This is a genomic window from Clostridium saccharoperbutylacetonicum N1-4(HMT) (genome assembly GCF_000340885.1).
Lineage (GTDB): Bacteria > Bacillota > Clostridia > Clostridiales > Clostridiaceae > Clostridium > Clostridium saccharoperbutylacetonicum.
This window is the reverse complement of sequence record NC_020291.1, coordinates 3927970-3949966: the sequence shown is the minus strand read 5'-3', so window position 1 is coordinate 3949966 and position 21997 is coordinate 3927970. Positions and strand designations below refer to the sequence as shown.

18 protein-coding genes, 1 tRNA gene, 1 pseudogene and 1 riboswitch are annotated in these 21997 nt (G+C 28.2%); of the genes and pseudogenes, 17 read left to right on the top strand and 3 right to left on the bottom strand.

Annotated features, from left to right (window positions below; genetic code table 11):
* Positions 1-8 precede the first annotated feature (8 nt).
* The 4 genes and pseudogenes from CSPA_RS17695 (at position 9) to CSPA_RS17680 (ending at position 7656) form a co-directional block, all read left to right on the top strand.
* Positions 9-895 (top strand): annotated as a pseudogene (locus tag CSPA_RS17695) (N-acetylmuramoyl-L-alanine amidase).
* Positions 896-1184: 289 nt separating this feature from the next.
* Positions 1185-2279, top strand: a complete 1095-nt coding sequence (locus CSPA_RS17690; RefSeq protein ID WP_015393719.1) for a toll/interleukin-1 receptor domain-containing protein — start codon at positions 1185-1187, stop codon at positions 2277-2279.
* A 103-nt stretch (positions 2280-2382) separates the two neighbouring features.
* Entirely contained in the window at positions 2383-6486 is a 4104-nt protein-coding gene (locus CSPA_RS28970; protein ID WP_015393718.1) for an SMEK domain-containing protein, read from the top strand.
* A 54-nt stretch (positions 6487-6540) separates the two neighbouring features.
* Positions 6541-7656, top strand: a complete 1116-nt coding sequence (locus tag CSPA_RS17680) for a hypothetical protein (RefSeq protein WP_015393717.1) — start codon at positions 6541-6543, stop codon at positions 7654-7656.
* A gap of 714 nt (positions 7657-8370) precedes the next feature.
* Here the strand turns inward: CSPA_RS17680 and CSPA_RS17675 are convergent.
* Together CSPA_RS17675 and pdxR are read right to left on the bottom strand one after the other, a co-directional pair.
* Positions 8371-8445, bottom strand: a tRNA-Glu gene (locus tag CSPA_RS17675).
* Positions 8446-8594: 149 nt separating this feature from the next.
* A complete protein-coding gene (gene pdxR / locus CSPA_RS17670; RefSeq protein ID WP_015393716.1) occupies positions 8595-10058 on the bottom strand; it encodes a MocR-like pyridoxine biosynthesis transcription factor PdxR in 1464 nt (487 codons plus the stop codon).
* Between the two features lie 175 nt (positions 10059-10233).
* Between pdxR and CSPA_RS17665 the strand changes: the two genes are divergently transcribed.
* Positions 10234-10605, top strand: a complete 372-nt coding sequence (locus CSPA_RS17665) for a pyridoxamine 5'-phosphate oxidase family protein (protein ID WP_015393715.1) — start codon at positions 10234-10236, stop codon at positions 10603-10605.
* A gap of 403 nt (positions 10606-11008) precedes the next feature.
* On the opposite strand, the gene CSPA_RS17660 is transcribed toward CSPA_RS17665, so the two are convergent.
* A complete protein-coding gene (locus CSPA_RS17660) occupies positions 11009-11338 on the bottom strand; it encodes a hypothetical protein (RefSeq protein ID WP_015393714.1) in 330 nt (109 codons plus the stop codon).
* Between the two features lie 250 nt (positions 11339-11588).
* Between CSPA_RS17660 and CSPA_RS17655 the strand changes: the two genes are divergently transcribed.
* From CSPA_RS17655 to CSPA_RS17605, 12 genes are all read left to right on the top strand, one after another.
* Positions 11589-12983 carry an NAD(P)/FAD-dependent oxidoreductase gene (locus tag CSPA_RS17655; protein ID WP_015393713.1) on the top strand — a complete coding sequence of 465 codons (1395 nt, stop codon included), beginning with the start codon at positions 11589-11591 and terminating at the stop codon, positions 12981-12983.
* 432 nt (positions 12984-13415) lie between these two features.
* Positions 13416-14813, top strand: coding sequence for an Ig-like domain-containing protein (locus tag CSPA_RS17650; protein WP_015393712.1), 1398 nt, complete (start codon positions 13416-13418; stop codon positions 14811-14813).
* Between the two features lie 122 nt (positions 14814-14935).
* Positions 14936-15139 (top strand): hypothetical protein, encoded by a 204-nt coding sequence (locus CSPA_RS17645; protein ID WP_015393711.1) that lies wholly within the window; start codon positions 14936-14938, stop codon positions 15137-15139.
* A gap of 268 nt (positions 15140-15407) precedes the next feature.
* The gene (locus tag CSPA_RS17640) at positions 15408-16568 is read left to right on the top strand and encodes an Ig-like domain-containing protein (RefSeq protein ID WP_015393710.1); all 1161 of its coding nucleotides are present in this window, start codon (positions 15408-15410) and stop codon (positions 16566-16568) included.
* Positions 16569-16766: 198 nt separating this feature from the next.
* Positions 16767-16955 carry a cyclic-phosphate processing receiver domain-containing protein gene (locus CSPA_RS17635; RefSeq protein ID WP_015393709.1) on the top strand — a complete coding sequence of 63 codons (189 nt, stop codon included), beginning with the start codon at positions 16767-16769 and terminating at the stop codon, positions 16953-16955.
* Between the two features lie 111 nt (positions 16956-17066).
* A complete protein-coding gene (locus CSPA_RS29795; RefSeq protein WP_157228401.1) occupies positions 17067-17210 on the top strand; it encodes a hypothetical protein in 144 nt (47 codons plus the stop codon).
* A gap of 194 nt (positions 17211-17404) precedes the next feature.
* On the top strand, positions 17405-17611 hold the full coding sequence (locus tag CSPA_RS17630; protein WP_015393708.1) for a hypothetical protein: 207 nt from the start codon (positions 17405-17407) through the stop codon (positions 17609-17611).
* A gap of 205 nt (positions 17612-17816) precedes the next feature.
* On the top strand, positions 17817-18068 hold the full coding sequence (locus CSPA_RS17625; RefSeq protein ID WP_015393707.1) for a phage holin family protein: 252 nt from the start codon (positions 17817-17819) through the stop codon (positions 18066-18068).
* 73 nt (positions 18069-18141) lie between these two features.
* Positions 18142-18543 carry a YmaF family protein gene (locus tag CSPA_RS17620; RefSeq protein ID WP_015393706.1) on the top strand — a complete coding sequence of 134 codons (402 nt, stop codon included), beginning with the start codon at positions 18142-18144 and terminating at the stop codon, positions 18541-18543.
* 113 nt (positions 18544-18656) lie between these two features.
* A riboswitch (cobalamin riboswitch) is annotated at positions 18657-18872 on the top strand.
* 221 nt (positions 18873-19093) lie between these two features.
* The gene (locus tag CSPA_RS17615; RefSeq protein ID WP_015393705.1) at positions 19094-19915 is read left to right on the top strand and encodes a sirohydrochlorin cobaltochelatase; all 822 of its coding nucleotides are present in this window, start codon (positions 19094-19096) and stop codon (positions 19913-19915) included.
* Between the two features lie 111 nt (positions 19916-20026).
* A complete protein-coding gene (locus tag CSPA_RS17610; RefSeq protein ID WP_015393704.1) occupies positions 20027-20503 on the top strand; it encodes a DUF3237 domain-containing protein in 477 nt (158 codons plus the stop codon).
* 155 nt (positions 20504-20658) lie between these two features.
* Entirely contained in the window at positions 20659-21981 is a 1323-nt protein-coding gene (locus tag CSPA_RS17605; RefSeq protein WP_015393703.1) for a cobyrinic acid a,c-diamide synthase CobB, read from the top strand.
* Positions 21982-21997 lie beyond the last annotated feature (16 nt).

Genomic DNA, 21997 nt, shown 5'->3' with positions numbered 1-21997 from the left:
TGTTTAAAATGAGTAATTTTATTATTGCAGTAGGTCATACTGCAAGTGGAAATGTTGGGTGTGGAGTTGTTGATCGACTTGATGAAAGTAATTGCACTAGAATGATTGGGCCTTTAGTTTCGCAATATCTGAAGGAGAAAGGCCATGGAGTTAATTTACTTAGGATTGATAAGAGTAATAGCTATAGCTGTGAAGATTGTTATAATAGATCAGATCAAGCAAATGAAATAGCAAAATCTTTAGATGTAGAATTGTATGTGGAAATTCATATTAATGCAGGGGGAGGAACAGGTCCAGAAGTATGTGTTGAAGGAAAATCAGAAATTGCTAATCAATATGCTGTGAAAGTTGTTAATGCATTATCGAGTTCTTTAAACTTACCAAACAGAGGAGTGAAAACAAGAAGCCTTATTGTGTTCAATAGAACTGTTATGCCTGCAATATTAGTTGAATGCTTATTTGCTGATAGTGGTGATGCAGATAAATATAATGCTGAAGTGATTGCAAGAACTATTGTAAATGGACTAGTTGGAGCAGATGAATCAAGTGATGAGGAATGGAAGCTTGGGTGGAATCGAAATGATATAGGCTGGTGGTATTGTACAGATATTCAAAATAAATATTACTATACAGCTGATAATGGATGGAAAGAAATTAATGAAGAATGGTATATATTTGATAGTAGGGGATATGCTTTGAAAAGTGCCTGGTATATGATGAAGGGTATAAGGGTTGGTATTACTTAGATGATGAGTGTAAGATGGTTAGATGGAATAAGGATAAACCTTTGTGGAAGTTAATTGATGACAATTGGTATGATTTTGGAGATGATGGGAAGATGTATGACAGTTGTGTTACAAATGATGGATATGTATTTGAGAAAAATGGAGTTTGATTAAAATAATTGTATTTTGGGACTGACATTATACTTAAATTATTAAGAGCAAAATTCTTGTTATACAATAATTAGGGAAATAAAAAGTCAGTAAATTAAGTGAAAAAAATTTATATTTGTTATTTTCCTAATAGATAAAATAAAGTTACATTATTTTGTAGAAATATACAGTATTTATGATATTATTTAAATAAAGGTACAATAGAAAAAGTTAATTACAGACTTGAATTGGATATGAATTAAATTTTAGATTAGAAAATTTATTAAGATTATTGGGGGGAGAGAACAAATGAATATACCAAAAGTATTTATATCATATGCACATGATACAGAACAATTTGCTGATAAAGTATTAGAGTTTTCTAATACTTTAAGGAGTTATAACATAGATGCAAATATTGACCAATATGAAGAGTGCCCACCAGAAGGATGGCCAAGATGGATGGATAATCAAATTGAGAATTCAGATTATGTGCTTATTGTATGTACACAGTTATATTATGATAAGGTAATGAATTTTAATTCTGGAGAAGGAAAAGGTGTAAATTGGGAGTTAAATATTATATACCAACATTTATATGAATCATGTTGCAATAATACGAAATTTATACCAATAATATTTAATGATTATAATACAATAAAAATATTGAAGCCGCTACAAAGTTCAACATATTATTATGTAGATAGAGAAAAGGATTTTAAGAAGTTATGCAATAGGCTAAAAGGCATAAAAAATACTATAAAACCACCGCTTGGAGAGGTAGAAGAAAATATAGTACAACCAAAAGAAAGAAAAAATATGTTTGTTACCTCAATGATTGACTTAAAATCTTGGGATAAGGCGAAATGGAGAGGTGTTGCATATATGTTTGATCCTAAAAATGAAGCACCACCTATAATGGGGTTATTATACAAAGATAAAGAAAGTGCAAGTAAGATATTTAAAGACTGGAAAAGAAATTGTGGAGATAATGTATTTAATGATATAGAAATTTCTATAATTGAAAAAAAGAATATAGGTAGTTGTGATGGATACTTTGTACATATAACTAGCAATATAGATAAATGCATAAAAAGAGCAGAAAAACAAGGATTTTTGATGGATGAAACTTTATTTGCAGTGATTTCAAGATATCAATATATGGATATAAATATGTTTACTAATTATCTTGCTATATTTAAAAAGCAATTAGAGGTGAAAAAGGAATTCTATATAGTTCCTGCAGTTGTAAGTAATGAGGATAAAGAAATCACAATGGGAAATATTGAATTTGGAACACACTTAAAAATTAAGATGAATAATATTAAATTTATGAATTTTGAAGATGTAACTGAAAATGATATTGAATACTGTGTGGTGAAAATGCCTAATTATAACTTATAGATGAGCTTTACAAATTTAAAGAATACAATGAATCAGTTAGAATGGATTTATGATTAATATAGAGAAAATGTTAATTTTAATGGTAGGTTATAGGAGAAGTTTAATGAATACATTGAAAAGAGAAGAGTACATCAATTTTATAGTTAATAAACTTTGCCAACTTAAAAATGAGGTTGAATTACAAAATAGTATAAATCTTTATAATATTAATATTATTGCTGAGGATTTTTTTAGAGAGCTTCTAAATATTGTATATAAATATAATTTGATCAATATAAATAGCATTCAAAAAAATGTAAGTGCTATAGATTTAGGTGATGAAAAAAATCGTATTTGTATTCAAGTAACTTCAAATAATAAAAGAAATAAGGTACAAGAAACTATAGATAAATTTCTATGTAATGAATTTGAAAAAAAATATGATAGATTAATAGTTTTACTATTAGTAAATAAAACTAAATTTACAAAAGGTTTTGATACAAAGAATAAAATATCTTTCGATATCAAAAATGATATCTTGGAAATAAAAGATATACTTAAAACAATAAGATTTTTAGATTTTGATAGACTTAAAGAAGTATATATTTTTATAAAAGAACAATTTGAATCTATAGAGTATAAAAAACAAATGAAATATGTTGATAAGATTATGGAAAATGTTGATAAAAGATATATTTCTAGATATGTTATTGTATCAGATAAATATCAACAGGTGTTAATGGGATTTGAGAAAGGGGTAAATATTTATGATGTCTTTAGTATAAGTAGTCATATGCTTATACTAAGTGATGCTGGAAGCGGAAAAAGTATAGCAGCAAAAATGGTATCTAATTATATTAACTCGCATTTTAAAGAATCTTTCGCTTTTTATTATAGATTAAATACTTATACTGGTCAAAAGATAGAAGATTTAATACCTAACGCATATAAAGATGTACCTTATGAAAATATGGTAATGATTTTTGATGGATTTGATGAAATTATAAAAGGTAGTATAAATAAATTTGTATGTAATATTGAGTTTTTTTTAAGAAATAATCCTCAATGTAAAGTATTAATTACTACGCGAACAAATTTTTATAATAGAAAATCAGAATGTTTTTCGGGCACGATAGAACGATTTACAGAAACATCATTATGTCCTCTTAACGATGAAAGTATTAATGATTACTTGAAATTAATAGCGGTGAACACTACTTTTTTTTGGAAAGAAATACAACGTAATAGGTTTTATGACATTGTAAAATCTCCTTTTTATTTAAGTATTATTATAAAATTATTTGAAGCAGAAGGTAGGCTGCCACCCAGAAATAGCTTAATAAAAGAAATAATAGAAAAAAGTCTTCAAGTTGATGAAAATAAATATAAAAATATAGGGTTCGTAAATGATGCAAAAGATAAAATATATAAACTATTGAAAATTATTGGACTAGCTTTAGGATGCATAGGAAAGAATTTTCTTACTGATGGAGAGTATCGAAAACTAATAACTAAGGATGAGGAAAGAGGACTAGTTCAATATTGTTCCCTATGGTATAAGACTGAAAAAAATGAGTGGTGTTTTGAACATAATAATTTTGGTGAGTTTTTAGCAGCAGAATATTTATCGCAGTGTCCACTTAACGAGATTCAACGATTGGTTACATATGAGAATAATCCTGATAGAATCAAAGATACTTGGGTAAATACTATATCATTTTTATTAGCGTTATATAAGAAGGATGGTCTTTTTGAATGGATTGTAAGATCGAATAAAGAATTAATAGCTAGTCTTGAGAATAAACGTATTTCAATTAAAAATAGAGAAAATCTATTCAAAAATATATTTCAAGAATATGCAGCTAAAAAAATTTGGTTTACTGATAATAAAAATTTTGCAAAGTTTGTTGAATCGGAAGAAATAGTAAATTATCTTTGTGAAAATATAAAAAATAATGGACATTTTACTATAGTAGGAAGTGCACTTCTTATTTTAATGAATCTTGATTCATTATGTGGGCAAAATGATAGGATAGAAAAACTTATGATATTTGTTTGTTTATCAAATAAATATAGAAATAATGAAAAATATTATGCTTTAAGGTTAATGGGAAAATATAGGCTGGGAAATAGTTTAGAGTTAAAAAAAATAATTGAGTATAATAAAGAAAATGAAAATTCTTATCTACGGGCAGGCTATTTTAATTTATGTAACGAGCATAACATTGTAGATGAAAATATAGAAGTTTTCTTATGTAGATATTCAGAAGTTAATAAAGGTTTACGTACAACTAGCCAATATAAGTATGAAGATACAACACTATTTGATGAACAAACGGAGTTTTATAGAGGATTTTCTCTTATAAGACAATATAATACTTTAAAAAGGACTGAGGAATTTCTATTAGGTACTGAGAGATGTTATAGATATGATGAAATTATTAAAAATCTATGTAAATCAATGAGTAATGTTATTATCATAGATAAAAGAGTAATTGATTTGGCATATAATCTTTTTTTATTCTTTGTTAAGCATTTTTATAAAGATAATCTCATAATTCTAATAGAAAATTTTGATAAAGTGAATATAAGAAAATCTATTTTTTTGCGTTACTTAAAAGAAAGAAAGTATAGACTGCATGATGGATATTACTATATAACTGATGATAACTGTTTAGAATGTTTTATAGAAAGTTATGTAGATGGAGATTACGATAATAGTATTGCTTTAGAATTAATTAATTCTATTTCTGGAACTTTAATTGATTATGAAAGATTAATAAAGCTGTATGAGGAAAAAACTTTAACTAAGTTAATTAAGCCAATTGTGATGAATTGGGACAAGATAAAAAAAGATGGAACTAGAATTTATTTTGACAGTTTATTTGATAAAGAGAAATTCAAGAATTTAGTTTTTGAATTTTGCGGATTTTTCCATAAAAAATTAATGTCACATGATGAAATTGTAAAAATGGATAATAATTTATTACGAGAAAGATATGATTTACAACATATAAAGCGATTTATGTTATTCTATTTGGGAGAAAAAGACGTTTTTAAACCTGAAATAATAGAAAAAAATTGGAATTATATAGTTTTAAGCCAAGCACATTTATTGATTACATCAAACAATAATGAAATAGAAATAATTAAATCTAAGGAACTTATGCTAAAAACTATTTGTTATGAATTTATGGGTAAAGCTAACTTTAGAGATGCAATAAAATATTATGGTACTAGTCAAAGCACTAATAATTTGTGTATATATTTATGGTTTTATAGGGATTTGTTTGATTGGATATATCCTGATGATACTATGTTAGATATGCTCGAATTTGATTATTATAAGCAAGGGAAACAACTTGGAATTGAATATATTATTAATATATTACCTGAAGTAAAGGTAAAAAATCGAATACTTTATAATTTGCATAATCGTGATATAAGGGGAATAATTTATGAAAACCATATGAGATATTGTATTAACAAAAATATTGATGGAGTAGTTAATCAAGCAGGTAAAGTTTTATTGAATAAAGAAAAATTATCTACTGAAAGGATAATTTCAGCAAAGTATCTTACCATTTATTTGAAATCAAGTGATTTTATAAAAAAATATTTAATTCATTTAGATGGAGATTTATACTGGGATGTACTTAATATAGCCTATATTAAGTATACTGATGCCATTTCAGATTATTTGATATTATGTATGAGAAACTCTGCGGACGGTAAAAACTGTCTTTATTATGCTAAATATCTAATTCGGTTAAGTAGAGTTGAAGGCTTGAAATTTTATTATAATTGGATGAAAAATAATAATTCACCATTTAATGAGGGAGTATATCATAACAATATTAATAAAGCTATTTCAATGATTAGAGCAAATGAATGTGTAGATACATTAATAAAAATTATAGAGCTAACTTATGAAAAGAAATTCAAGGATTTTAATTATGATGGTGTGCAAACTAATGCCCAAAAAGCATTAGTTAATATAGGAGCAAGTAGTTGGGATAATTTTGTAGAGATAAATTCAAAATTAGAAAAATTAATCAATGACAGATCGGATTTGGATGATATTGGATTTTGTTATTACACTATCCAAGAGATAGAACATGAATATTACATAAATATCGAAAAAGAGTGTAGTGTTGAAGAAATAATGGATAGTATTATTAACTTAGAAAAAGTAATAATTAATAATAAACAACATAGTTGGCTATAAACAACAATTGCATTAATAATATAGTTGAACCAACTAATTTTAGAAGGAGCAAAAATGAGTAAATTAACAATTGCAAGATATAAAGAAGGATATATTGGGATTTCTGACTATAATAAAGATATTCATAAAAATGGTGAAATTTTCTGCCCATTTTGTAATCCACCTCTAGAGGTCACTGGAGTTGAAAATGATTTCTTTAGGGCTCTTCCAGGTAGAGAAGGACATAATTGTGGTAGACGTGTGGTTAAATATTTTGATGCTGATTGGGCAGGTAGAAAGTTAATTGAGACTTTGGGAGGTGAAAATGGAGAGGTTAAAGTTATTATTGATATAAATAGTCTGGAGAAGATAGGCAAAGACTTACATAAGATGAAGAAACCACAAAAGCCTGATGAAGATTGTTCAAAAGATGAAATTGAAATTTATAATAGATATACTACTTATAAAAAAGTTCTTAGAGATGTAGTGCGTACTGTGATACAGATGAAAAATTTTATTGAGAAGAATTCCATTGACAACTTAAATAAAATCAAATTTGTTTACAAAATGGGAACTGAGGAATTAAGAATAAATGAAGTAGTTAAACTTATTGATGAGATAGATCCTTCATTACATAATAAGGTTAAATTCATAATTTATAAAGTTGAGAGTGTCAAAATACGTGATGGCAAAATTTACATTAACTCATATGAAACTGAGTGGATAAATTTAGCTGTTTCATTTGCTTATCCTTCGAAAACAAATAAAACGGGGATAAAAAAGGATGATATTGTAATTGCTTTTGGAACTGTTAGTTATTATAGGCCTAAAAATAAATATTATTTGAATATATTAAATGATTTGAATATTGTAAAAACAGATGATGAGGCATTGAAGAAGTTATTTGAAAGTAAAGAAATAACAAAAAAAGATATTAATAAATATAGTACTAAAAATAAAATTACAGACAATATTGAAAAAGATGAAATAAAAATTAATATTAATAGTATGATAGTTCCCCAAACAATAGCATCAATCAAACATGAACAAAATGAGAACAATAAATTAGAATCGGTATCAATAGACAATATTAAGCAACCTATTATTGAAGAGAGTAATGATAAGGATAAGAAAAAAACTGGTTTTTTAAAAACAGCAATTATAGGATTAAGCAAATTATTTGGAAAATAATTTTAGTAAGAAATCCTAAGAAATCCAATGACATCTGAGGTTTAATATTATTAAGATTTTATTTACTAATGTCTCTATGTGTAACTAAAACTGCGTATTTAAGATAATGTTTGTATTAATATTTCGAAAATAACCTGGATGCGTTATATTATTCTAATATACAATACGTAAGGCTATTTTTTGTATTCTAAGATTTTAATTATGTTTAATTACAAATAAATATAATAGAATAATATAAGCTAGAATTTAATAAAACTATTCAGAACACACCTCTAACGTTGGAATTTATGTTCAATACTAGGTGTGTTTTGTTATTTTTAGAGATATTGCTCTAATTTATAGGTGGATTAGTGAAATTAAGTATAATCTATTTCAGTAAATTAATATATAAGAAAATGAACGATTATGATTTGTTGATGCCAAAAAACAAAATTAAATCCAGTTGTTGCAAATATTGTTGCAAAACAATAAAAAAGCTGCACTATAAGGCATCTAAACCAAATAATACAGCAATCTATCAATCTTAATGGTGCCGCTAGCCGGAGTCGAATCTATTAAAATAATAAAAACCTAAATAATAAATATAAAGACTATAAAATAAAATTTATACCACACAATTAGAAAATATCAATAAAAAAACTATGGTGTAAAAATGGTGTAAAATAATAAAAAACACCAACAATTTAGTTTCCTAAATGCTGATGTTTACTAAAATGGTGACCCATACGGGAATCGAACCCATGATTTCACCGTGAGAGGGTGACGTCTTGACCGCTTGACCAATGGGCCGTGCAACATAAATTAGTTTACACCTATTTTACTAATATGTCAATAATTTTTATATTTTTAATTTATCTTAAAATATTTTTGTCAAATTTTGATATTATATAGTTAGAGAGATTTTATATTATCTGAGTTATTTGAAGCCTTTAAACATACTAATACATATTATCGAACCAAGCTTTCTTTAGAAGTTTTATTCCATCAACAATATCTTGTTCTAGCATTGAGCCAAAACCAAGGAGAACCATATTATCTTTATATTTATGTTTTTGCATCCAAAATAATGAAACTGGATAGACTCGAACTGAGCAATTTTTAGCTGTTTCTATCAGAACTTTCTCTGTTAATCCGTTATTAACTTCTAGTAGAATATGTAAACCAGCATTCTGAGCATGAATGGTGACATTTTGGCCAAGAAACTCTTTAATAGCATTTATTAAGATATTATACTTTCTCTTATTTATTAGATATATTTTACGTAAATGTCTTTCATAATGTCCTAGCTTTATAAATTGTTGAATTATTTTCTGTTCAAGTAATGGGACTGGGGATTGATACATTTTAAAATTTTGATGAAACTTTTCTAATAAATTATTTGGCAAGACCATATAATTAATGCGTAAGCTTGGCGATAATGCTTTTGAAAAGGTTCCTATATATATAACTGTTCCATTAGAATCAATGCTTTGAATTGATGGAATAGGCTTTGAATTATATTTAAATTCGCTATCATAATCGTCTTCTATTATAATTCCTTGATTTCTTATTGCCCAATCCAGCAATTTTAATCTTTTGGCAATTGGTATAACAACGCCAGTAGGAAATTGATGTGATGGTGTTACATACACAATTCTTGATTTACTATTTTCTAATTCATTAATATCAATTCCATCTGCTTCTAAATTTATAGGGTTTACTTTATATCCATTATTAATGAAGATATCTTTTGCTCCAGTATAACCTGGATCTTCTAATGCAATTTGGTTAAAATCTTCCCTAAATAATTGGCATAACAGACTTAAACAATAGCCCATGCCAGAAGAAATAATTATCTGTTCTGATTTACAAGTTACTCCTCTGGATCTTTTTAAATAGTTCATAATTTCTATTTGCAATTCATTTTCTCCGGTACGGGAACCATATGATATCATATCTTCAGCATTTAAATTAGATAAGCATTTATTTGATATTCTTTTCCATATGCGTAAAGGAAAATCAGAAGCACTTAATTTGCCATATTCAAAATTATATTGATAATAGTCATCTGAGCTATTATCAAAGGAATTATAAATGTCATTAGAGAGGCTACTGTTTTTTTGTGTATTAGGTTCTATTTTCTGAGATGACATATTTTTATTTTTTAGATTAGATATAAAAGAATTATCTAATTTTAGAGAAAAAAATCCGCTGCCAGCTTTACTTCCAATATAACCTTCCGATGAAAGCTGCATATATGCACTTTCTACTGTGTTTCTGCTAACATTCAATTGGATTGACAACTTTCGCGTTGAAGGGAGTTTACTACCAGCTATAATTTCACCGGAAATTATCTGATCTTTTAATTGATTATAAATTTGTAAGTACAATGGAGTTTTTGAATCAATATCTAATACAATCATCTATATAAATCTCCTTATAACTGTATCCTATAAAATAATAAAAACTGGAACTTTTAATCATTACAGTTAGATTGTATAATCAAGATTGTAAAAAGTCAATTAATTGTGTATCTGCGTAATTTAATTAGTTAAAGCAGTTAAACGATAAATTAAAAAGAATTTAGGAGGAATATAAATGATAAATGAAAAATTACTTGAGGTAATGTCAAATGAAGGTGTGGTATCTATAGTATCTTGGAATAATGAAGAAGCGCATGTAGTTAATACATGGAATTCATATCTTACGGTGGTAGGAAGTGATAGAGTTTTAATACCAGCAGCAGGAATGAGAAGAACACAAAAAAATGTTGAAATAAACGACAAAGTTAAAATTACTTTAGGAAGTAAAGAAGTCATGGGACATAGAAATATGGGAACAGGATTTTTAATTGAAGGAACTGCAAAATTTGTTGAAGCAGGAACAGAATTTGAAATGATGAAAGATAAATTTCCTTTTTTAAGCAGAGTATTAGAAATAACAGTTATATCAGCAAAACAAACATTATAAATAAAAAATAAGAAGGAGTCTTTGCAGTCAAATTTAATCAACAAATCATAATTTTCAAAATATTTAAAAAATGCACTTGTTTTTTAAGAAAAATCTGTTAAACTATTATTTAGTTAGTAATTTAAATAGAGGTGTATATTACTATTTGATATACTCATCGCTCCTCTAGTATGACTAATAATCATACGAAATTACGACTCCTTTTTAATATTTTGTGGGATATCCATTGGAATTTAACTGGTAGCAGCTAAATTTTAATGGGTATTGTTTTTGTTTGAATTTATTGATATGGATTTTGTGGAAAGAAACTAGAATATAATTAGTAGTACTTACTTTGGAAGATAGAGGAGATACGTATTAATAAAGAACTGCTTATGAAATTAAAAATCCCTAAAAGGGATTTTTAATTTTCAAGCCAATCTAGAACTGCTGGATTAGCACATGCTGAAGTTTTAGCATCTATCTTTGTAACAAAAATTATATCTCCTTTGTTTGCTACAGAACTAACTTCTTGGAAGATCTCATTAGCTGACAAGGTGGTTTTTACAAAGAAACCTTCTGGCATGAATTGAGCCCATCCACCTAGAGATTTTATTTTTCCTACTATATTAGCAGCTCCATGTACATGTTCGTGTTCATGTTCATGTGAGTGGTCTTCACCGCAGCCACAATTTTCATCATGAACATGACCGTGAGTATCGCTTATAAAATATGTAATCATATATACTGACATATTAATCAATCCTTTCTAATTTATATTAGTACAATTAGATTATACAGTAATGATGAGAAAAGTAAATATAATAGTAGAAAAGAATAGGTAGAATGAGAGTTTGAATAATATATTGAATGGGTATACAATATATATTGAAGGGCTTTTATATCTTTTAAATTTAACATATATACATATAGAAGAAAGATCTTAAAATTACAATATTATAATCGAAGTTTATTTTTAGCTAAAATTGGAGGGAACAAGTAAGATGAATTATGATGTAATAATAGTAGGAGCAGGTCCAGCAGGAATTTTTACTGCATTTGAATTAAATAAGTTAAAACCAGAAGCTAAAATTCTTTTAATTGAAGAAGGAAAAAGAATTGAAAATAGAAAGTGTCCTAAAGAAAAAACTAAAGAATGTGTTTCATGTAAGCCAAATTGTCATATAACATCAGGTTTTTCAGGGGCAGGTGCCTTTTCAGATGGAAAATTGTCACTTAGTCATGAAGTTGGTGGAGATTTACCAAACATAGTTGGAAATGACTTAGCTCAAGAATACATAGAGTATACAGATTCAATTTATTTAAGCTTTGGAGCTGATACTAAAGTTGAAGGTTTAGGGAATAATGAAGCTATTAAGGAAATAAGAAGAAAAGCAATACAAGCAGGCTTAAAGCTAGTGGATTGCCCAATCAGACATTTAGGAACTGAAAAGGCTCAAGAAATATACCTTAAAATACAAAATCATTTATTAGAACACGGAATTGAAATTAAATTTGATACAAAGGTTAAAAATTTATTGATTGAGGACAGCAAAATAGCAGGAGTTTTAATTGCTGATTCTTCTAAAATTGAAAATGAAGAAGAAGTTTATGCAGAGAAAGTTGTTGCAGCTACTGGTAGAAAAGGTGCAGATTGGCTTAAGGATATGTGTATAAAACATAACATAGATCATTCTGCAGGGCCAGTAGATATTGGTGTTAGGGTAGAGCTTAGAAATGAAGTAATGGAAAGTGTGAATAATGTTCTTTATGAATCTAAGCTTATTGGATATCCTGCGCCATTTAAGAATAAGGTAAGAACTTTCTGTCAAAATCCAGGAGGATTTGTTAGTCAAGAAAATTATGATAATAATTTAGCTATAGTAAATGGTCACTCTTATAAAAATAAGAAATCAGAAAATACGAATTTAGCTATATTAAGCTCACACAGCTTTTCAAAACCTTTTAATCAACCAATTGAGTATGGTAAAAAGGTAGCTGAACTTGTTAATATGCTTGGAAATGGCAAGATATTAGTTCAAAGATATGGTGATATTTTGGATGGTAAAAGAACTTGGGAAAAAGAACTTTATCAATCAAATCTAAGGCATACTCTTGTAGATGCTGAAGCAGGAGATTTAACTTCAGCAATTCCATATAGAACAATGACAAACATATTGAATTTCATACAAGCTATGGATGTAGTCGTTCCAGGTTTTGCAAGTCCTGAAACTCTATTATATGGGCCTGAAATTAAATTTTATAGTAATAGAATAGTTTTAGATAAGAGTTTTGAAACAAATATAAAAGGCTTACATTGTCTTGGTGACTCAAGTGGCTGGACAAGAGGATTAATGATGGCTTCAGCAATGGGCGTTATGATGGGAAGAATGCTTTAAATGCTTTGAAATAACTACGGTTGAAGGTAAAAAGCGTGTATATAAAAATGTGTTTATGATGACATCCATCAACAGCACTTTCTTTAATTTTTATAGATTAAGGGGGTGCTGTTTTTTTGTTGTTAAAAGGTATTTTAAACGAGTTTGTTTATGAATTGAAATTAAAGATATTAATGCGTCATTGTCAGATATGATATAAACTTAAAATAAGTGTAGATAACATCAAAGGCTTAAATAAAAGTCTGTTTTTGTTATCCATTTTAAGTATAATAGTATAAATATGGATAATAAAACATGTAAAAATTTACTAAATTTCTTAGATATAAAGGAATTTGTATTACGATTATTGTTGGATTTAACTGGTATTAGAACTAAAATAAATATATGGAACGCGCGTTCATTTATTATTGAAAGATAAGGGAGAAATGATAAATGAAAAATTACTTTAAAAAGTTTAGTGTTATGTTTGTAATGTCATTAATGTTTATTGGGATTGGAATGATTCAAAATGGAAGCACTGCTAATGCAGCCACTATTGGACAATCATTAACAGCGCCTGAAAGTGGATGGAGAAGATATGATGATACAGATAGTAAAATACAGTATATAGGAACTTGGCATACTAGTTTAGGTACGAATTATTATTATGGTGGAACAATGAATTATTCATTAAAATCTGAAAATGCAAATAGTTCTGCACAATTTTCATTTTATGGTAATGAGTTAAGGATAATTGGAAAGAGAGATGGAAATAGTTCTATAATAAATATTAATATCGATGGCACAAATTATGTATCTGATAATACTTCCACATCTAATATATGGCAAGCGCTAATTTTTGAAAAATGTAATTTAAATATTGGCGTACATAATGTAATTATAACTAATATTGGAACTAAGCATATACAAATAGATGCACTGGATATTAATAAAGATGGTTATTTGGTATCTTATGGTAGTTCAATAGCAATAGATGAATCATCAATGGATTTGACAATAGGTGATTCATCACAATTAACTGCAACAATAGCACCATCAGGTGCAACAGTAACTTGGACATCAAGTGATTCATCAATAGGGACAGTAGATTCAACTGGTAAAGTTACAGGAGTAGCAGAAGGAACTTGTACAATAACAGCTACAACTCCTGATGGTTTAACTGCAACATGTACTGTAACTGTGACTAAAGAAAATAAGTCGATTTCATTAAATAAATCAACTACAAATTTAACAATAGATGATTCAGAAACTTTAATAGCAACAACAACTCCAGCTGGTATAAATGTTAAATGGAGTTCATCTGATACCTCTGTTGCAACAGTAGATTCAAATGGAAAAGTGACAGCTATAGGAACAGGAATAGCAACAATAATAGCTACAACATTAGATGGAAGCAACTTAAGTGCGTCATGTTTAGTAACTGTAGCACCAAAAGAAAATGATCCAACAGCAGGTTCAGAGTATATAACTAATATTGCTCATGCCAAAGGTACCAATACTAATAATCCTGGTGGTGATGTTACGATTATATTTCATGGATCATCTGACACTACATTGAGTTTAGTAAAAACAGCAGATGTAAAAGATGTATGGATAGGAGATAATTTCACATATACTCTTGTAATAACTAATACTGGTACAAAGACAGCTAAAGCAGTAGTGGTTAATGATCCAGCACCAAATCATATAGATTTTAATGTTAGTGGAGTGACAACCACTCAAGGAACAGTTGATTCAAGTTCAACGTCTAAAAATATTATAGTTAATGTTGGAGATATACTACCTGGAGGAACAGTAACAATTAAAATACCTTCAACTGTAATAGCATAAATTGACTGCTTTAAGAGATAATTAGATATAAAGTTTATAAAAGATACTTGCAGAAATGTAGGTATCTTTTTATGTTGCTACATAATTGGAAAATAAGGCAAAGTAAGGAGGAAATTAAATTTATGACTAATTATGAAGTTTATTTTGGGACAAAAGAAAGAACATTAGATTCTCTGACTTTACTCCTTGAATTTCCAGACCATCCAAGACAGGAGGTAAGAGAGTTTCAAAAGGAAGTTAAAGAAATGGGAGCAGCTAAATGGTTGAAAAGTGAATGTGTAAATAAAAGATGTTGGAAAAACGAACCAATTATGAGGAATAGGTAATGCTAATATGCCAGGTAGTTTGTAGAATGCATGACGTAAACAAATAAATAAAGATAACATTTAAGGCTTTAATAAAAAGTCTTTTTTTTGCTATCTATTTTTATCAAAAAAGTATAAATATGGATAATTATAATTGTAAAAATTTACTTAATTTCTTAGATATAAAGGAATTTGTATCACAATAATTGTTGTATTTTACCATAGATGGAATTAATATAAGTATATGGGACGCGCGTTCATTTACCATTGATAAGAGGAGAGATGATAAATGAAAAGTTATTTTAAGAAATTTAGTATAGTGTTTGTAATGTTACTAGCTGTGATAGGTTTTGGAACAATTCAAGATGGAACTGTAGCTAATGCTGCTACGGTTGGAGAAGCTTTAACAGCACCTGAAAGTGGATGGAAAAGATATGATGATACAAATTCAAATTTTATAAGAACAGGAAATTGGTATACTGATGGAAGTAGTTATGCTTATAACGGATCTGTTAGATGCGCTAAGACTACAAATGAAGCACTTAAATTTAAATTTTATGGTACAAAACTAAGAATAATAGCAGCAAAAGGGTTAGGACAAAGTGAGAAGGTTAGTATAACTATAGATGGAGTTTCAAACTTATATTCTGATTCTTCGTCAAGAGTTCAATATCAATCACTTGAATATGAGATTAGTGGATTAACTGATTCAATTCATACTGTGGAAATTAAATCTGTTGCTAATGGATATTGGCAAGTGGATGCGGTAGATATTAATAATAATGGTAATTTAATACCATATAATGAATCTATATCATTAGATAAATCATCAATGTCATTAAAAGTAGGTGATTCACAACAATTAACTGCAACAACACCTGCTGGAGCACAAGTAGTATGGTCATCATCAAATGAATCAATTGCAAAATATGATTCAACAACAGGTAGAGTAGTAGCAGTTGGTGAAGGAACTTGTACTATTACTGCAATTATAAATGATGGAAGTGGAATAAGTGCAACATGTACTGTAAATGTGGCTAATAAAACTGAGCCAACTAATCCAGAACCAGAAGATTCATATAATATAGTTAATATTGCTCATGCCAAAGGTACCAATACCAATAACCCTGGTGGAGAGGTTACAATTATATTTCATGGAACAGCTGACACTACATTAAGTTTAGTAAAAACAGCAGATGTAAAAGATGTATGGATAGGTGATAATTTTACATATACTCTTGTAATAACTAATACTGGGACAAAGACAGCTAAAGCAGTAGTTGTAAATGATCCAGCACCAAACCATATTGACTTTAATGTTAGTGGAGTAACAACTACTCAAGGAACAGTTGATTCAAGCTCAACAACTAAAAATATTATAGTTAACGTTGGAGATATACTACCTGGAGGAACAGTAACAATTAAAATACCTTCAACTGTAATAGCATAAAATAATTGTTTGAAAAGATAATTAAATATAAAGTTTATAAAAGATACTTGCAGAAATGTAGGTATCTTTTTATGTTGCTACATACTAGGAGAAATGGATGAAACAATCCGATAAAATAGGAGTAGTTATTATTTGAAATATATCACTCCAATTTTTATATAGAATAATTATAAATTAATGTTTGGGAGATAAGAGATTATGAAGCAAAAGATAAACTTATATGTTGATGATTTACGAGACTGTCCAAATGAATTTCAAATAACAAGAACAGTAGAGCAAGCAAAATACTATCTTGAAAATTTTAATATTGGAATATTATCTCTTGACCATGATTTAGGAGTTGATGAAGAAGGAGATTATTTCTTTTTTAGAACCAGAACTTCATGATGATTGTGGATATGAATATTATAAAAGGCATTAGAATATGATGAACATAGTATAGATGCAAGAGTTGGAATTTGTATAATTTTTTATGAATATCCAGCACCAAAATATAATGTGATTATAGAAGAAGAATATTTAGAACACTTACAAATTTTAATAAATAAATTTGATGAAATTACAGATGAAAAAAAGAAATCAAATATAATTCAACTTATGAAAAATTTAGTTGAGTACAGATTAAAAATAATCAGTAAATAAGCATATCAAAGAACTTAGTAAAAGTATATAAGATTTACTAGGCTTTTTAATATGATTATATAATGTAAAAAATGACAGAAATACTAAAAATATAGCTTGTTTTGCAAGAAAAATATGATATAATTATGAAAAGAGAATATATTTTGATATATTTCGACAATTACTGTATTTTATAATGTTGGGAGTGATTTGAGATGCCAAATGAATACTTAACTCAAATAATATTAGCGATTCGAGAAACTAAATATGATATAATAATGGTGTTTAAAAACAGATTAACCAATGAGGAAAGCAAGTTTATAAGTGATGTTGCTATGGAATACAGTAAAACAGTGTTATTTGCGTCAATGCAAACAATGCTATTTAACAATAATAAAAACGTACTTATTATGAAAGATTAAATTTAATAAGATATTCAAAACAGCTTTATTTTTTATAAGCTGTTTTTTTTGTTGTTAACTCTTGAAGTTAACGGAATATGATTTCAAGTATACAATAATATTTTAAAGATTATTTTTAAAAACAAATAAAATTGGAAACAAAACTCAACATAAAGCATATAACATAATAAGTAAGATAAACTATATAAGGGGAGGTGGAAATAATATGGATATTGCACAATATATTGCTCAAAATGCTTTAATTTTGATTCCTGTTTTATATATTATTGGAATGATTATAAAGAATACAGAGCAAATAAATGATAAATATATACCTGTTATATTATTAATAATAGGAATTTTAGGAGCTATTGGAATAATGGGGGTTAATGCTAATTCGGTGATACAAGGTGTATTAGTAACAGGTGTTACAGTTTATACAAATCAACTAATAAAACAAACTAGTAAAAAAGAATGAAATTAAATTTTAGTCACGTATAAGGATTGAATTCCATAAGATGTAGTAGCCAATTAACAAAGGAGGAGTTTCAATGGGAAACAATTATAATAATTGCGGCTGCTATCGTAAAGAAAATAAGCATGAAGAAAAAGCTTATAAAGTAAAATGTCATAACCATGAGTTTGAAGCAAGTACAGATTTTGAGAAAGATGATGAAGGTAGAATACACAATCATCGTATCGCTGGAGTGACAGGCCCTGCAATAAAATATGGTAAAACTCATGTGCATAAGGTAAATGAGTTGACAGATACTTTTGATGACCATTTTCATGGAATTTGTGAAACTACAGGACCAGCAATTTATCTTCCTAGTGGTAAACACTTTCATGTAATATCTGGAAGTACAACTGTTAGTGATGGTCATAAACATGATTTTTATTTTATAACTCAAGTTGAAGATGTTACAAACGTGCCAGAAGACGATAAATGTTAAGTGATTAATACAGGGATAACTCGATTTTAATAGATAGAAAATTTAGGGGATACAGATAATATTTCTGTATCCTTTATATTTTTTATTGAATAAAGTACTGTTCTAATATATAATTTAAGCAATGATTTTTAGGTTCATATATAATTATTATATGATTAAAAGGGAAAGTGGTTAAAATCCACTACAGCCCCCGCTACTGTGATGGAAGACTAATCTCTATAGCATATTGAAGTTTAAATATGCAAAAATCCACTGGGAGTTTTCTTGGGAAGGAAGAGAATGTAGGATGAGGCCAAAGTCAGGAGACCTGCCTAAAGGTTTATGTAATGCTGCTTCGGAGGGAAGGAACATAACAAAGGATAGAATGTGTTTGTAAAATTATATATTCTTAATTTGTTACATTTTTCCTCTTTATCGGTGATAAGGAGGATTTTTTTATTTGGATATAAGGTCTAATTAAGGTTTTTCATCTCTCATCAAGAAATCTTGAAGGGGTTTCTTGACTAATAGCAATTGATAATTAGAACATATGTATTAAAAGGAGGATATTATGAAAAAAGCAATTCTAGTAGTTAGTTTTGGAACAAGTCATCTAGATGCACTTAAAAATTCAATTGAGAAAGTTGAAAATAAGATTAAAAGTGAATTTAAGGAATATGAAGTTTTTAGAGCTTTTACAGCGCATTTCATTATAAAAAAATTAAAAAATAGAGATGGGTTAAATATTTTAACGCCTGAGGAGGCTTTGGAAAATTTAAAAACCAAGGGGTTTGAAGAAGTAATCATTCAACCACTGCACTTAATTCCAGGGGAAGAATTTGATTATATAAAAGGGATTTCAGCAAGATGGGAGAATGAATTTAAATCATTAAAACTTGGAAGACCAATATTCTATTATCAAGGAATGAATGGACTACCTGAAGATTATTCTTTGTTTATAAATAGCATCAAGGATGTAATTGAAGGAGAAGAAAGTGTAATTTTATTTGGTCATGGTACTGAGCATCCTGCTAATGCTGTTTATGGTATGCTTCAAACAGTATTGATTGATGAAGGCTATGAAAATGTATTTGTAGCAACTATAGAGGGATATCCAACTATACATAATGTATTGAAAAAGTTAAAAAAGAAAGATATAAAAAAAGCAACGCTTATTCCGCTATTGTTAGTTGCAGGAGATCATGTTAAGAATGATATGGCTTCTGATGAAGATGATTCCTTAAAGAGTATACTTGAAAGTGAAGGGATAGAAGTAAAATTACATATGCATGGACTTGGTGAATTAGACAAGTTTGCTGATTTATATATTAGCAGAATTTATGATTTAATTGAAGATAGATACTTAAATGCAGGAAGAACAAAAAAACTATAAATTATATATGCTGCAAAAATAAATATTCAAGATATAAAGATTTCCAAAGGAAGTCAATCTTCATTGATAATTGAAAAAAATATATATGAAAGAAATGGAGTGTTGATTATAATGAATAATGCTAATATAAAGGAAATGGAAGGCAAAGAAGTATTTAGCATATCAATAGTAGTAGATAAGCCAATTCTAGTGGGGCAAGATGATATTGTTGGAAGACGTCAGCTTATACCAATATTAGCTGGTGAAGTAAAAGGTGAGGGATTTAATGGAGAAGTTCTACCTGGTGGCATCGATAGCCAAATTATTAGACCAGATGGAAAGTGTGAACTTTCAGCAAGATATGCAATTAAATTAGAAGATGGTGCAGCAATTTATATTGAGAACAATGGAATGCGTACAGTTCCAACTGAATATATTGAAGATGTTAAAGCAGGAAAGTTTGTTGACCCTAGTGTGTACTATTTTCGTACAATCCCAACCTTTGAGACATATGATAAAAAATATAAATGGATGATGGATAATATCTTTGTATGCTATGCTACTAGGCTACCAGAAAATGTTTTATTGAAATTTTATAAAGTTTTGTAATTTTAACTTAAGCTTATATAAGTTCTAATTAACAGTTTACAGTTCACAATTTACAATTTACAATTAAACATTTTGATTAAAGAAATCCCTAAGGGATTTCGACATTAATTTACCGTTGACAATTGAAACTAAACGCGCTTAGAAAGGAAAATATTATGAAATCCATAATCATATCATCGAATTGTAGTGGTGGAGGAAAAACAACCTTCACTCTTGGATTAATGAAGGTACTTAAAAATAGGGAATTAGAAGTTCAAGGCTACAAGGTAGGACCAGATTATATAGATCCAGCCTTTCATAAAGAAGTAACGAAGAAGGCGTCGAGAAATTTAGATGCCTTTTTAACGGGTAAGGATGGCGTGGTTAAAAGCTATCTTAAAGGAAATGGTGACGTTGGAATTATTGAAGGCGTAATGGGGTTATATGATGGAATTGGAGCAGGTGAAGAAGCATCAACCTATGAAGTTTCGAAGCTTTTAGGGAACATGCCAATTATATTAGTGCTGTCACCTAAGGGGCAAAGTGCTAGTATATGCGCTGAAATCAAGGGCTTTAAAGATTATAGAAATGCTAATATTGTTGGAGTAGTATTAAATTCAGTAAGCAAAAAGTATTATAATTTATTGAAATATTCAATAGAGAAAAATTGCAAGGTTAAGGTTTTTGGATATTTACCTAAAACTTCAGAAATAATGTTAAGCAGCAGGCATTTGGGGCTTGTTCAAAGCATGGAGGTTCTTAACCTAGAGGAAAAATTGACTATATGTGAAAAGTTAATAGAAGAATATGTGGATGTTGATAGTATCATTAATGAAATGAAAGAATTTATTCCAAAGCTTGAGCATAAAGAGGACTCCTTTGCTGATTTTAAAAGAAAACAATCTAAGTCATTAAAAATTGGAGTTGCATCAGATAAAGCTTTTAGTTTTTACTATAAAGATAACTTAGAATATCTAGAAGCCTTAGGTGAAGTGATTTATTTTAGTCCCATAAAGGATAAGGCACTACCTGAAGGGTTAGATTTCTTATATATTGGTGGGGGATATCCTGAAGTTTTTAAAGAAGAATTAGCAGCCAATAATACAATGAAGTCAAGCATTAAGGAGGCACTGGAGAATGGTTTGAAATGTTATGCAGAATGTGGTGGACTTATGTATTTAACTGATTCTATAGATGGAATGGAAATGGTTGGCTTTTTTAAAGGTGAAAGTTTTATGACAAATAAGCTTCAGAATTTTGGTTATTGTAAAGTAAGAATTATAGAAAATTGCTTTGGAAAAGAATTAGAAATAAATGCACATGAATTTCATAAATCACGGGTTGATTTAATGGAAGATCAAGTATATGAAATAGAAAAGACTCAATATAATGGTGAAATAGTAAAATGGCAATGTGGTTATTTTAAGAAAAATACTCTTGCTGGGTATGCTCATATTAATTTTTTAGGTAATGAAGAGTTTATATTGAGACAAATTTAGGTTAAGAGTATAATTT